Annotated in this window: 12 protein-coding genes and 1 tRNA gene; 6 read left to right on the top strand and 7 right to left on the bottom strand. The window is 45.6% G+C overall.

Annotated elements, in window-relative coordinates; translation table 11 throughout:
* Window positions 1–413: 413 nt before the first annotated feature.
* Window positions 414–1,247 (bottom strand): hypothetical protein, encoded by an 834-nt coding sequence (locus NIES208_RS17435; protein WP_075894262.1) that lies wholly within the window; start codon window positions 1,245–1,247, stop codon window positions 414–416.
* Between the two features lie 221 nt (window positions 1,248–1,468).
* Window positions 1,469–1,542, bottom strand: a tRNA-Met gene (locus NIES208_RS17430).
* Between the two features lie 374 nt (window positions 1,543–1,916).
* Here NIES208_RS17430 and lepB point away from each other — a divergent pair.
* The 3 genes from lepB to surE all read left to right on the top strand — a co-directional run bounded on the left by lepB (window position 1,917) and on the right by surE (window position 4,048).
* Window positions 1,917–2,546 (top strand): signal peptidase I, encoded by a 630-nt coding sequence (lepB, locus tag NIES208_RS17425; protein WP_075894261.1) that lies wholly within the window; start codon window positions 1,917–1,919, stop codon window positions 2,544–2,546.
* Between the two features lie 68 nt (window positions 2,547–2,614).
* Window positions 2,615–3,367: an ABC transporter ATP-binding protein gene (locus tag NIES208_RS17420; RefSeq protein WP_171971802.1), complete on the top strand. Its 753-nt coding sequence runs from the start codon at window positions 2,615–2,617 to the stop codon at window positions 3,365–3,367.
* 6 nt (window positions 3,368–3,373) lie between these two features.
* Window positions 3,374–4,048, top strand: coding sequence for a 5'/3'-nucleotidase SurE (gene surE / locus NIES208_RS17415; protein WP_075894259.1), 675 nt, complete (start codon window positions 3,374–3,376; stop codon window positions 4,046–4,048).
* 6 nt (window positions 4,049–4,054) lie between these two features.
* Here the strand turns inward: surE and NIES208_RS17410 are convergent, their stop codons facing one another.
* Genes NIES208_RS17410 through NIES208_RS17400 form a run of 3 tightly spaced genes read right to left on the bottom strand, consistent with a single transcriptional unit; the run spans window position 4,055 to window position 5,796 of the window.
* Window positions 4,055–4,561 (bottom strand): DUF4112 domain-containing protein, encoded by a 507-nt coding sequence (locus NIES208_RS17410; protein ID WP_075894258.1) that lies wholly within the window; start codon window positions 4,559–4,561, stop codon window positions 4,055–4,057.
* 30 nt (window positions 4,562–4,591) lie between these two features.
* Complete coding sequence (locus NIES208_RS17405) at window positions 4,592–5,125, bottom strand: pyroglutamyl-peptidase I family protein (protein WP_075894257.1); 534 nt, start codon at window positions 5,123–5,125, stop codon at window positions 4,592–4,594.
* Complete coding sequence (locus tag NIES208_RS17400) at window positions 5,125–5,796, bottom strand: HEAT repeat domain-containing protein (RefSeq protein ID WP_075894256.1); 672 nt, start codon at window positions 5,794–5,796, stop codon at window positions 5,125–5,127. Before NIES208_RS17400 ends, NIES208_RS17405 begins: the two co-directional genes overlap by 1 nt.
* Window positions 5,797–5,854: 58 nt before the next feature.
* Between NIES208_RS17400 and NIES208_RS17395 the strand changes: the two genes are divergently transcribed.
* Together NIES208_RS17395 and NIES208_RS17390 are read left to right on the top strand one after the other, a co-directional pair.
* Window positions 5,855–6,460, top strand: coding sequence for an esterase/lipase family protein (locus NIES208_RS17395; RefSeq protein WP_075894255.1), 606 nt, complete (start codon window positions 5,855–5,857; stop codon window positions 6,458–6,460).
* 123 nt (window positions 6,461–6,583) lie between these two features.
* Complete coding sequence (locus NIES208_RS17390) at window positions 6,584–6,823, top strand: helix-turn-helix domain-containing protein (RefSeq protein ID WP_216349430.1); 240 nt, start codon at window positions 6,584–6,586, stop codon at window positions 6,821–6,823.
* A 13-nt stretch (window positions 6,824–6,836) separates the two neighbouring features.
* Here NIES208_RS17390 and NIES208_RS17385 read toward each other — a convergent pair whose 3' ends face one another.
* Both NIES208_RS17385 and NIES208_RS17380 read right to left on the bottom strand, forming a co-directional pair.
* On the bottom strand, window positions 6,837–7,718 hold the full coding sequence (locus NIES208_RS17385) for a hypothetical protein (RefSeq protein WP_075894254.1): 882 nt from the start codon (window positions 7,716–7,718) through the stop codon (window positions 6,837–6,839).
* Window positions 7,719–8,335: 617 nt separating this feature from the next.
* Window positions 8,336–11,284: a calcium-translocating P-type ATPase, PMCA-type gene (locus NIES208_RS17380; protein WP_075894253.1), complete on the bottom strand. Its 2,949-nt coding sequence runs from the start codon at window positions 11,282–11,284 to the stop codon at window positions 8,336–8,338.
* A 197-nt stretch (window positions 11,285–11,481) separates the two neighbouring features.
* On the opposite strand from NIES208_RS17380, the gene NIES208_RS17375 reads away from it, so the two are divergent.
* Window positions 11,482–14,334, top strand: coding sequence for a pentapeptide repeat-containing protein (locus NIES208_RS17375; RefSeq protein ID WP_075894252.1), 2,853 nt, complete (start codon window positions 11,482–11,484; stop codon window positions 14,332–14,334).
* Window positions 14,335–14,561: the final 227 nt, after the last annotated feature.

Raw genomic sequence — 14,561 nt, 5'->3', positions numbered from 1 at the left:
GCTTCAAAGCTCCTTCTTTAAACCTTTACAGCGACTTTTGCGTAATGGATAGCTTTCAAAGGGAGGCAATTTAATGAACAAACTTTATGAATTGTTGGAACCCTTATCGCCTTCAGCACCTTCCCTAGGGAAGGATTTTGCTCAATGACTAATGTCTAATATCTGTTCACTGATACCTGTTGAAACATCTTCCTAATACAAAAAACTTCCCCAAGCAAAAACAGCATCACCTTTTTTATTCGTGTCGAAACGTAGATCCCCCTAAATCCCCCTTTGGAAGGGGGACTTGAGCTTTTTAGGTTGTTCCGTGACCTGTTAAAACCCCTTCCTGAGATGTCTGATACCTGTTCACTGATACCTGTTCACTGATACCTGTTCACTGATACCTGTTCACTGATACCTGTCAAATCTTTCTAACGAACCGCCTTGATGCGATAGGCAACAGTGATTTCAAGGATTGTAGAAGTCCGAGATTCACCCTGCTGGGCGATATACTCCGCATGGCACTCAGGATTGACACAAGCTAAAAAGGCTCCCACACCAAGGGGTTTCGTACCACCGGTAAAGTCAATGATAAGTTCCTCTTCACTCAGTCCAAGGAACTCAGCATGGACGTAAATACCGTTCACTAAATTCAGGATGTAGTCCGGGTTATGCATCTCCGCCATATTTACGTTGAGTGAGCGTTCTTGGTTTGGTAAAACAAAATCACCGTAATAAAACATCAGATGTTCGCTGATCCCTTCTTGCACCAGTTTCTGTTCGAGACGGCGCGCAAAGGGGACAGACTCTTCTGTGCAAATAATCCAGCAATGCTCTAAACGAGGAAAACTACCATTATTCCAGTGGTGACGAATCGCGATTTCAGCGGGGGAATCTTCCTTTGGACTCATAATCACAACTAAGCCCCGATAGCATTCGGTTAACTCCTGAACGTAAACCCTTTCGGGTTCGACGCTACCGAGCAGACCGCTTCCTGCTAGTTTTTGGCGTATCCAGCCAGCAAAACTTGTGAAGTAAATAATCAATAACGTTATACCCAGCAACGTACTTAAAGCCAAGAGCTGAAAAACAGTGGGATGTTCGATCTTGAAATATTGCTGAAGGATGGGGCTAAGGTTTTCCCAGAAAAAATTGGAAACACCATTAGACAAAATATTGAGCAAGATAACAGTGAAAAAGAAAAATGCCAGAAAATTCTTTGTCGGATCGTTAAGGATTTGGAGAATCTTGTTACGACGGCGCATGGGCTTTCTCCGAAAGGCAATGGGTGAAATCGTCTCCAATTATTATGTGTCGGACATTGAAGACCCCTCTTCTAAGACCTTGGTGAAATCGTAAAATACAGCCCAAGGTACAGACTGACCCCATTCACATCCTTCCGCCATGCCAATAATTAGCAGTGAAAGGAATAGAAAAATAGTGATCTTTCTACTTCTGAGAGTCCCTGAAATGTTTTCTGTGACTATGGCTCGAGGCAGATTTGAACTGCCGACCTTGGGCTTATGAGTCCCCTGCTCTAACCAACTGAGCTACCGAGCCGAATCAAAACCGAAAACCAGTATAGCAATGGAAAATGGTGTCGTCAATCTAAAATTTGAAAATTTTGCTGATGCTAGGCAACTTTCTTGATTTGGCAACAAGAAAACACTTGTCTCGTCAATGATTTTGGAAGACTTATTCATTGCCCTCGTATCCCGTGGAGATTTTGACTCCGTAACTATATATTTCCCGATTGAGGGGGAATAAGCCTGAGCGGACAGAATAAACAGCAAATGCCCAATCCATAATTAGAGGGCATACAATATGAGCAAGTAGAGAAGAAGGCTATCGGTTCGCTAAAATAGTGGGCCTTTTCGAGATCATCAGTCTTTCACGCTTTGTAACTGAATTCCATAAGGCGATCGCCGAACCATATGACAGAAAATCCCAACCTAGACCCCAACAAAGAGCCGCTACAGGGCGACGTCAAAGACGAACAACCCCAAGAAAACCCTTGGGTGGAAACCATTAAGACCCTTGTGACAGCCGGTATTCTAGCCATTGGAATTCGCACATTTGTTGCCGAGGCTCGCTATATCCCCTCCGAGTCGATGTTACCGACATTGGAAGTACAAGATCGCCTTATTATCGAAAAAATCAGCTATCGCTTTAAGGATCCTAAACGTGGCGATGTCGTTGTTTTCCAGCCGACAGAAATCCTTGAGCAGCAAAACTACAAAGATGCCTTTATCAAACGCGTCATCGGTATTCCCGGCGATACCGTCGAAGTTAACAACGGCCGAGTCTACGTGAACGGCCAAGAATTAGAAGAAGGATACATCTACGAAACGCCCGATTACGACTATGGCCCCGTTGCCATTCCTGACGATCATTACCTCGTTTTAGGAGACAACCGCAACAATAGCTATGACTCCCACTATTGGGGCTTTGTCCCCCGCGAAAAATTAGTCGGCAAAGCCTTTGTTCGTTTCTGGCCGTTTAATCGTGTGGGAACCCTGAGCGAAGAGCCACAATTCGCCGAGGAAACTCCCGTTACGCCCTAGCATTGCACCCCGTTGCTCGGTAGGATATAGGGCGACTCCATTCCTGTGCCATTATGAGTGATTCTTCTCTGCTGCTCCAAGCTTCCGGACTTCATAAAAGTTTCGGGGGAATTCGCGCGGTTCAAAACGCATCTATTGATGTGCCCCAGGGAAATATTACCGGGTTAATCGGCCCCAATGGCGCGGGTAAAACGACACTATTTAATTTATTGTCAAATTTTATCCAGCCGGATCAAGGCAAGGTTATTTTTAATGGTCAGGAAATCCAACATTTGCCATCCCACGAAATTGCCCTTAAGGGGTTTGTCCGTACTTTTCAGGTGGCACGGGTATTATCGCGATTATCTGTCATGGAAAATATGCTCCTCGCGGCACAACAGCAGACTGGTGAAAATCTCTTGAAGGTTTGGTTTCAGCCCGGCAATATTCGGCAGCAGGAAAGGGCAAATCGCGATAAGGCGATGACAATTTTAGAGTCTGTTGGTTTGGCGGAAAAGGCGCAGGATTATGCGGGGGCTTTGTCCGGTGGTCAACGGAAATTGCTGGAAATTGCGCGGGCGATGATGAGTGACCCCAAATTAATTTTGCTGGATGAGCCTGCTGCGGGGGTCAATCCCACTCTTATTAATCAAATTTGTGAGCACATTGTGCGTTGGAATAGTGAAGGGATTTCGTTTTTGGTAATCGAGCACAATATGGATGTGATTATGACGCTGTGTCATCATGTTTGGGTTTTAGCGGAAGGTACAAATTTGGCGGATGGCACGCCCACGGAAATTCAAAATAATGATCAAGTTCTTGAAGCGTATTTAGGATCGTAAGTTTTAGTGAAATTTCTTTTAACGAATGATGATGGCATCGATGCACCGGGCATCGCGGCTCTAGATCGGGCGATCGCCGGCCAGAAGACGATTGTGGCACCAAAGTATCAGATGTCGGAATGTGGCCACCGCTTTACGGTGCGATCGCCGATTACGGTGGAGCAACGTTCAGAAAAAGCCTATGCCGTTGACGGTACGCCAGCCGATTGTGCGAGATTAGGTTTAGCCGAATTTGCCCAAGATGTGGACTGGGTTTTATCGGGGGTCAATGCTGGGGGAAATCTTGGGGTTGATATATACACTTCTGGTACGGTCGCGGCAGTACGGGAAGCAACCATTCTCGGTAAACGGGCGATCGCCTTTTCCCATTTTATTCGGCAACCCCTAGAAATTGATTGGGACTTAGTGACCCATTGGACAACAAAAATTTTTAACGAATTATCCCAAAAAGAGCTTAAGAAAAATCATTTTTGGAATGTAAACTTACCCCACCTTGTATCCGAAAACACTCCCACAATAATCTACTGTCAACGAAGCACAGCCCCCATGCCAGTCACCTATAAAAAAGTCGATTTCACCTACCAGTATTCCGGTAGTTATGTTGATCGACCACGACAATCTAATACAGATGTAGACATTTGTTTTTCGGGGAATATTGCCATCACTCAAATTTCGATTTAAAAGTTTTTATCCCCCAAACAAAAAGGCTAACAATAACTTAAATATCCAAAGGAAGAAAATAGAGCTAATCGCGATAATAAAAATCACTGTACCAAAGATGAAAATGATTGGTTTCCAGTCAATTTTTTCTGCATTTATTTCTGTAAGCTCTGATGCTATGGCATCTTCTCTGAATTGCGGTACATCCTGTTCAAGGAGTTCAATATTTTTTTGATTTGCCTTCCATGCCACATCAAATAGATCACCCGCAATAGGGACAGAGCCAGCCAAACTATCTACTAGGATATTCGTGGCCATCTTAACGAGGGTTTCTTGTTTTGCGCCGAGACTGGCGGCTTCAAATACGATATAACCTGAAACAATAAGGGTTATGTAATCCCCGACAGCCGGAAATAAACCAATGATTGGGTCGAGTCCAATTTTTTGCTTGGTTCCGGGGATTGAAACTGCATTATCGAGAAGCTTGCTTAGGGTTTTAATTCTTTTTAGTCGTTTTAGTTTTGTCGCACTCATAATGGTGTTTTTCTGATTTCTCTAGCAAGCTTAGTTTATATAGTCTGGTAAATTTTGCCCTAAATATTCAATTATGTTTTGAAAATCTTTGAGAATAATATTTTGATTACTCTGCGTTAGACATGGGACATGGGCAAAAGTCACTTGAGTTGTTAACTGTTTTTTCTGGAGATAGTCTAAAACATGAAAATATAATCCTTCACAAACAAATTTTCCGGCATCATGACTAACTTTTGTTTGTAAAAGATTTTGAGTGAGTTTCTTTAAATTAAGCTGGGTTTGAAAGTGTTTCTGATCGTAAAAGGCTTGGGATTCTAAAGTTAATACTTGACGGGATTCTGCCATGCCGCAGCAAATAATCAGGTCGGGTTGGTGGGTGGCGATCGCCGCAATAACCTTGCCGCTGGCTAACGGTGTATCAACAGGGAGATGGCGCAAGAAAACAAGCTCAACATTGGGAATATGCCAGTCCTCAACTAACGCTAATAAATCATCAGACGCATTACTTTGCTGATGGTCTAGCCAAGGGCGAAAGGATGTCAGTAGGAGCTTCCGCCCAGACATTATTCAGAGGCTTCAAGCTGCTTGAGGCCATATTCTGCAGCCTCCCGAATTTGCGGATGGTCATCCTTTGCCAAGAACTTGAGTGCCGACAAACTTTGCTCACAGGGTAGGCGACCGAGCGCCTCCGCTAAACGCTGCTTGATCAGCCAGTTGTCAGACGATGCAAAGGCTAAAAGCTTATCTACCGCATCAACTGCACCAATTTCTCCGAGGGCGGCGATCGCCGCTTGCTGAATGACAACCTCTTTACTGTCAAGGGCTTGCAAGAGAGCATCCTTTGCCTCAGGCTTACCGAGATTGCCCAGAGAAACCGCCGCACTAAACTGCACAAGCCAAGACGTATCTTCGTAAAAAGCCCGTAGCAATGGTTGCAATGCCCGTTCATCCTCTAAATATCCCAGCGCTCCCGCCGCATCAGCGCGAATGCCATAGTCATTGTCCGTTTCCAACAAATTAATTAATAAATCAAAGGATTCATCAGTCTGCTTCACACCTAGGGCAAAAACGGCCATAGAGCGAATTTGCAGTACCTCGTCATCGAGCACTTTCTTGATCAAAGGCATTGCCACCTCCGCCTCAACATTTCGCAAATTTGCTAAAGCAATCATGCGATCGCGGGAATTAGCACTATCAAGTTGCTGAGAAATTTCGGCTAAACTGAGTTGGGGCATTACAAAAACCTGTAGAGATGCTTAATAAAATTGTAATGAATGCAATGGGATTTTTTCAATGGAGCATGGTGTGGTGAACCCTACAAATCCGGTCGTACTGGTACATGGTTTTTTAGATCGCCAGTATATTTTTAAGTCCATGGCGCGGTATCTCAAAGCCCAAGGGTGGTCTGTTTATGCCCTTGATCTTGTACCCAATGATGGGCGGCAGTCCCTACCAAATCTTGCCCGGCAACTACAGGTTTTTATCGACAAAAATCTGAGCGGCTCGTCCAATATCGACTTAATCGGCTTTAGTATGGGGGGTCTCGTCACGCGCTATTATCTCCAGCGGATGGGCGGCCACGAACGAGTTGAACGCTACATCAGTATTTCTGCCCCGAATAATGGCACGCTGACGGCCTATAGTTTGCCGTTTCCGGGGATCAAGCAGATGCGCCCGAACAGCGATTTTTTGAATGATCTCAATGGTGATGTGGAGTCCTGTCTCGAAAACATTCAGGTGACATGGATGTGGACACCTTTTGATCTGATGATCTTGCCAGCGGATAGTACGCGCCTGCCAATTGGCCATGAGGTGAAGCTGCCTGTGGCGTTTCATCCTTGGATGCTCAGCGATCGCCAAGCCCTTGCAGCGGTAAAAAAAGCTTTACTTGAATCGTAAAAACCTAAAAATCTTCTATCAGAAAAACTTCGCAGTACTCCGACCATAGGTAAAAGCTTGCTTGGTGGTGTAGCGAAGCGTGAACAAAGTGAGCAGTTTACACAGTTTTTTTATCCTGTAGACATGCTTAATGTGACATGGGAATTCAAGCTAGAGCCAACTGCCGAGCAGGTTGCAGAAATTGAGCGCACTTTAACGGTTTGCCGTAAGGCGTGGAACTTTGCTCTACGAGAGCGCAAGGATTGGCTCAGTTCTCGGAAATCACCGATCAATGCTTGCTCGATTCGGCAGGCGTTCATCTTGCCAGCAAGCACCCCTTTTCCGGGGTATCACAAAAACCCATTTACATCAGCTTATTTTTAGGGCGATGTCGTTATTATCGAGCTTGCAACTCATTAGCCGTTTTTGTGAGTAGAGTATCCCAGTCATTAAGCAATGTCGCAGTGGTTGCATCAGCTGGAGTTTCTGTTCTTTGGGCTAAACGAGCGATGCCATCCACTGTATCTAGCCAGCTCCTCGACACCACAGATGATGGAGAGGACACAATCGTTGCATCTCGACTAATCAGCAAAGTTTTTGTCCGGCTAACAGCTTTAGTCACATCAATACTCATTCGCTCCAAATCTTGGTCGAGTAATTCTGTAGAAACACCACAACCCAATTCAATGGTTGCCAAATAGGTCTTGAAATGGGACAAACCTCCAGTGTGTTGGGGGATTTGTAAGCTAATAAGATTTTTATTTGATAATCTATCGCGAACCATGGTGACGGGAAACTCATACCCATAGGCAGCGGTATCTAGGAGTAACGCGTCAATGAATCGAGATAAATATCCATCATCGGTTTCGGTCTCTGCCACAATCGGCTCTACCGTATCCGCAATGTCAGCATTGGGTTCAGGATCAAGGGGCGATAAATACAAACTTGCCTGTACAAATAATTCTTGCTCCGGGTTTGCGGGATGTACATAAAGCCAAATTGTCGGATGGGACTCCTTCGTGGAGCTATAGCCATGGTCTGGGATTAGAACAGCGTAGTCACAACTCGATGAAGAGCGAGAAGCACCGCCAGCTCCGCCCTGTAAACCGGGATTCTTATCGTCTGGGGGGGCATCAAAATTTGATTCTGTCAGTATGGCTAAAGTTTGGGTTGTCGGCTGGGCTTGTACTGTGTTGATCAATACTGTGTTGGTCAATGTGGCGATCGCCCCCAAGCTGAGCCAACTAGCTGCAAAACCTTTGAAATGAGAAGAAAACATTATTGTCATTGTTGTCGAAGTAGAGATTTGACAGGGGCTACAGTTTGATAACGGGTATGGGGATACAAAAGATTCAAACTTCTATAGTCAAAGTCAATAAGTTGTAGGACTAAAAAATTGGGGAGTTGTAAAATTTTAGCGAGGTAAACGAAACCTGTTGAAAAATCCCCGACTTTTGCACCCCAAAATTGGTGTACTAATCTTGCTCGCCTTGGCCATATCAAACAAATTATTGACTATGATAAAAGGCTTTCGCTGTAAAGATGTTTTACAACTCCGAAATTATGTCCCATGGCCAAGGGAAATGCCACCTTCATTTTAAATTGCCCCATGAAACAGCCCCATTAAATTGCCCCATTAAGCGCTCCTAAGGCAGCTGCTTTGCAGTTGTACCTTTAGCTACATAACGTGAGTTTTGCTTAAGCATGTTCGGAAATAGGACGCGGTGAATGGGAAAGCGAGAGATCGGGAGATGTTTCTATGCAAACAATCCTCGCTTTCAAAAAATGCAAATTTTCGTTGCTTCCCCGTGTCTTTCCCTCTCCGTGTCTCTTTTTCTCTAAAGAATTTTGGCTACATTCTTATCCATAACTGACGTTACATAGGGCGGGGGAAAGTCAGCTTTTAGAGGATTTTACTTGGCGCGGAACCAATTTGCGCCACACTTCTCCTAGCCATAATACCGGCGATGTCCCGACAATAATCCAGAGCCAATGTTGCCAAGTTAAAGGCACTGTTCTAAAGGCGCTACTCCCCCATTGCACCATCACGATCTGGCCAATAAAAATAATGGCGACGATCGCCCCAAAGGCCGGATTTTTTAGGAGTCCTGTAAAGGCAGAAATGGAGAGGCCAAAGCAGCGGGCATTAAATAAATTCCACAGTTGTAAAAAGACAAAAATCGCAAAAAATACAGACAATTCGTAGATATCAATGCTGCCATCACGCATATCGTATTTCAGCAGAAGGATCATCAAAACCAAGAAAGTCAGTCCTAAAGCGATGATTTGGGTCGCCATGGCCGAGTTGATAATAAATGCGTCCGCACGACGGGGCGATCGCTTGAGCACTTCTGGGTTGGGGGGTTCGGTGGCCAGAGCAAGGGCGGCAAAGGTATCCATAATCAAGTTCACCCACAGCATTTGTGTCACTGTCAGGGGTAGCTCAATGCCGATAAAAGGCCCAAGGAGGGCAGTCCCCAAGGCAACAACGTTAATGGTTAACTGAAACAGTAAAAATTTCTGGATATTTTCGTAGAGGGATCGCCCCCACAAAACGGCATTGACGATGCTACTAAAGGAGTCGTTGAGCAAAATAATGTCGCTAGCTTCCTTGGCGATCGCCGTACCACTGCCCATGGCTAAACCCACTTCTGCTTGTTTTAAAGCCGCCGCATCATTGGTGCCATCACCCGTTACACCGACCACAGCGCCAGTCCGTTGTAAAAGTTGTACAAGCCGTAATTTATCGAGGGGACAGGCACGGGACAAAATGCGGAGGGACTTTACCGCTTCAAAGGCAGCCTTATCGTCGAGGGCAGCAAACTGAGGCCCCGTTAAATGTTGGGGGTGGCGGGGATCGCTCTCTTCGGTTAGAAGGCCGATCTGGCGGCCAATTTCTTTGGCTGTTTGGGGACTATCGCCTGTGACAATTTTTACTTGAATACCAGCATTCATACAGTCTTGAATGGCTTGGGGCACATCCTCCCGGAGGGGATCGACAATGGCAAAAAAGCCCAGCCACACGAGGTGTTGTTCTAGCTCCGTAATTTTAAAATCCCTCAAATCTGCGAGGGGACGATAGGCAAATCCGAGGGTGCGCATCCCCCGCTGTTGATAATCTTGGAGCTTACGGATAATGTTTGCCCGTTCTGTCAGGGGTTTGATGCCCGTGGGGGTGAGCTGATAGTCACACCGTTGTAACACGACTTCGGGCGCACCTTTGAGATACAGAACTTCTTCGCCAAGGATTGGCGATCGCCCCAAACTGGTCATGTACTTTTTTTCTGCTGAAAATGCTCCTTGGGATGTGAGGTCAAACCCATAGCGATAGTTTAAATAGTTAAGCTTGCGGTCATCTAACCAGAGTAAAAGCGCTCCCTCTGTCGCATTCCCAATCACTTCCGATAAGCCGTCGCCAGAATATTCTAAATCAGCCGTACTATTGGCGGCGATCGCCTCCGCGAGAATATCCATTACCTGATCATACTGCTCAGTCGTTTCACCCATTAAACCCGGCACAACCACATCCTGAACCAGCATCTGATTACAAGTCAAAGTGCCCGTTTTATCCGAACAAATGACCGTTGTTGCCCCAATGGTTTCACAGGCATGCATCCGACGTACGAGATTATTTTCCGCTGTCATCCGTCGCATACTATAGGCAAGGGAAAGGGTGACACTCATGGCCAGACCCTCGGGCACCGCCACCACAATAATCGTGACCGCCACCATAAAATAATTTAGCAGCGCCAGACCCACCTCCGACGGCAACCATTCCCCAAAGGTCGCAGGAACCCAACCGAGGAAATCCCCCAGCTTAATCGCCGTCGCAAAAAAAACAGCGCCACCAGCCAATATTAAAAGCCAATTTTCTGCCATGGCAGGCGGCTCTAAATCTAAAAACCGCGGTAAATAATTGTTTTTTTTCAATAACTGGCGGCCATCGTCTAGTACAGGTAACCAGACCGGAATTAAGACGATCATCACCGTCACTAAAATGATGCCCACCATATAACCTTGCCGGGAGGTAAGCAATAATTCTTCAGTGACTAGACCGCGAATTAATAGGGCAATAAAAGTGAGCACTGCCACCAATAAACCCGCGACACCGATCGCCTGACTGAGTTCTTCCAACTGGCGATTTAGGGGTGTATTTTTATCATCTTCGACGGTCGCCACCGCCTGGGCTAATTTCCCAATTTCCGTGCGATCGCCCACCGCGAGCACCCGACAAAAACCATGACCTTGGGTCACAATTGTGCTGCGATAGACCCGATTAAATGGATAAGTACTTTCTTCATCCGGCTGGAAACGGTCTTTACTGTGGGATTTATAGGACGGCTCCGACTCCCCAGTTAATTTTGCCTGGTCAACATAGAGAGAAACACTATCGATCACCTCAGCATCCGCTGGCACTTCGTGCCCCTGCTCAATGTAGATGATATCGCCGACAACTAATTCTTGGCGCGGTAAATTGACATATTGTCCGTTGCGAATGACCTTGATATTGACTTGGTCGTATACATGATTTAGGAGAGCAAATTCTTGATTCGCTTTAAATTCATTAAAAAACGCAACCGTGGTTGACAGTAGGATGGCAATAATAATGCCTAACCCCTCTGCAAATTCCCCCTGTAATAAACCCACCGCTAAGGCAACGGCTGCCGCAATCATCAAAATACGAATAACTGGGTCTTCAAATTTTTCTAAAAAGAGTTTCCACCAGGGATCTCGCTGGGGTGGTGTTAAAACATTTTCGCCATTACTAGTACGGCTGGCAAGCACTTCTTCGGTTGTTAATCCCCCGTAGGGGAGGTGGCGATCGCTTGTGGATGCAGTAGTCATAATTTTTTAAATGCCGGCCTGTTGTGATCGTCGCTTGGGCTTTTCTATGGTAGGTTTAACCACTTTTTAAGCGTGGTAAAACGTTAAGAAAATTTAGCCTTGCCTAGTGCAATAGAGACATCTGAATATATTTCTGAACTTACTGGCTAAGATGTGAAGAGAATGAGATGTAGTGCTACCCATGGGATAGAGTTGAGATGACGGTTACCCAAACAAAAATTACAGCAATTTTGTCGCGACTAGAGAAAATTGAAGCCCGCCAAAATCTTTTAAAAAATAGCCTCCTCTCCCTGAAAAAACAGGTAGACACCCTCGCTGCTTCGTTTCAAAATCGACCGGAACTGGCACAACTTCAGTCTATTCAAACAACCCTTGATCATTTGGCACGGTTTGGTGAGCATATCGACAGTCCGATTGCGGCAAAAAAGGCTTCCCCTCGCCACAGTTCCCAAGGGTCAATGATGTCTGGGGATGGGATTGACCCAGATGTGTTGGTCATGCCTTTGCTTGATAATGATTCTGAGCTGGAGGACGTTTTTGATAATGATATTGCCCCTGATCTATCCATGCTCCTCGATACGATGGATATGGGGGCTGGCCAAGGTTTTGATGATTTAGAGCTTGGGGGGTCGTCCCTCGATGGTGAACTTGGCGATCGCCTCTTAGAGGGCAATCTTGATCTTGATAATCTTGATTTAGAAAATATTAGCCTCGATGAACTTGAGCAATTAGATTTATATAGTCTCGGAAATCTTGACGATGACCTAGGTAGCGGCCTTGGGAGTTCCGAACAGGGCTCAAAGGATTTTGGTGATTTAGAAATAGAAGGGTTTGATTCTGGCGCTGGTTTAGGCAATGGGCAAATCGGGAAGCTTAATGACACCATGGTGCGGCTAACTGAGTCGGATGCTCTGGATGCGGAGCAAGCCTCCCAATTTTTTGATCTGGAGGATGTGGAGTTAGATCCTGTGGCCATGAATGCCCTTGACTTGGCGGATTTGTCTGATCTTGATGTTGATGATCTCACGGACACTCACTTAGATGGGCTTGCTCTAGGTAATAGTTTAGATGATCTACAGCTTCCTAGTGAGTCTTTCGCTGCGGGAGAACCTTCTGTTGAGATGCCGGAAAGTCTTGAAAATACTGGTTTTGAGGCTGCGGCGATCGCCAATGATGTTCGTGGGTTTGATTTCTCTTTAGAGAATTCAGAATTATCTGATGCGGATTTAGGCGTTGCTAGTGAGTCAGACGAGCAGCAGCTAGATGATCTTGACCATGGGAGTCTCGATGATTTGGCGATCGCCTCTAGTGTGGGCGAGCCGGATTTAAATCTGGATTTAAATCTAGATCATCTTGAATTAGAAGTCGCCGTTGAGATGGATAATTACGACAACCTCCTTAGCCCAGACTATGACGAAATATTGGATACCGACAGAGGGTCAGCGATCGCCGAGAATTTACTTGAGCCTCCCGCCGTCGAGCCAGCGGCAGCTATCCAACAAACCTTAGAATCAGCCGCCCAAGAGATGTTAGACCAAGAAACCACAGATTTACCAGCGGCAGATCTCACCCTTGAAGCAAAGGACGCTCCCCAAGACAGATCGCCAGCAGAACCAACACCAGATTTTAAAACACAAAAAGAATCATTAACACCAGACCCAGACACGGAGGCGATCGCCTCCCCAGAACGACCCGATGAATTGGCCGAAGTTTTACCCGAAATTACCCAGCCAACATCTCCTCCCCTAGGCCGCACACCCATCCTCGACACAGAAAGCCCAGAAGAATTAGCCACAGCATCACAGCCTCCCGTCCCCGCCCCCCAAGCCGAATTAACCGCCGAAGAGATCATTACCCGCATCGAAAATCGCCAACACTATTTCATTGGCTTCCAGTTAATGCAGCTCCAACTTGCCCAGCAAAACTTGCGGGATTGCGTCTTTGACACAAGCAACCTCCAAAATAGCCAACTCCAAAACTCCGATCTGCGGGACAGTAGTTTTAAAAGTTGTGATCTAACCGCAGCAAACCTTGAATATACCTCCCTTGAACGGGCAAACTTTGAACAAGCAAATCTCGCCAAAGCAAAACTTCAGGGAATTTTGTTTAACAGTCGCACCAGTTTTTTAGGCGCGAATTTAGAAGGGGCTGATTTTAGTAATTTAGATTTAACCCGCCCTCCCGAATTTAAACAGGCAAATTTACGGCGGGCACAGTTTGTCGGGGTCAACTTGCGGGGGGTCAATTGTCAAGGTTGGAATTTTTCAGAAGTTAACCTACAACGCGCCAACTTAATTGATACAAATTTCCGAGATACAGATCTCACCGGTGCTGATTTAACGGGGGCAATTTATAGTGCGAAAACAATTTTTCCAGAAGATTTTCAGCCAACAGGTGCATTGTTGATTGCTGCGGGTGAGGATCTCAGTCAACAGGATTTACAGAAGCAGGATTTATCAAAACTTCAGTTGACGAATATCAATTTTAGTGGCGCAAATTTAGAACATGCAAACCTAGATAAATGTGATTTGTCCGATGCCAATTTCAGTGGTGCCAATTTACGGCGATCGCAGATCCGAGCCACTTGCCTAGAAACAAATTTTGAAAACGCAAACTTAACCCAAGCTGACCTCAGCGAAGCGAATGTTACCGGGAGTAATTTCTCCAACGCAAACCTCGAAGCCGCCACCCTAAAAAATGCGAATTTCACCATGGCAAATCTTCGGGGAGCCCAGCTCAAAAATGCCGATACCTATCGGATGAACTGTAACGGTGCGAACCTAGAAAATCTGGATCTAACCGGGATAAATTTTGAGGGAGATTTGAGTGGTGCAAACCTAACCCGCGCTAAGCTGTGTGGTTTAAATTTCAACTATTTAGATTTGAGCTGGGCAAATTTAACCGATGCCGATGTCACGGATGTCACATTTAAAGAAACCAATCTAGACAATGCCAATCTTCGCGGTGCCATAGGGTTCAATTTAGATGACTATGACTACAAAATCTATTTAAACAATACAATTTTACCCGACGGTAAAACCTTAGATTAAACCCCATTAATAATGAAATACCTAGAGCTCCCACCACGCAGTTCACTGCAATAGATTTAGGGCAGTTTATGGGTCGGCGATCGCCATTTTGCTACAACATCATTTAATGTTTTCCACAATTTGTAAGACTATTTTTTGTTTTTCACGTCAAAAACCGCACAAAGTTCCTATTTAACGTGAGTTTTGCTTAAGCATGCTCGGAAGTACGACGCGGTGAATGGGAGAGC

This window comes from [Limnothrix rosea] IAM M-220, assembly GCF_001904615.1.
Lineage (GTDB): Bacteria > Cyanobacteriota > Cyanobacteriia > Cyanobacteriales > MRBY01 > MRBY01.
Note: the sequence above shows the minus strand (reverse complement) of the source record. Positions and strands in the feature narration are given on the sequence as shown.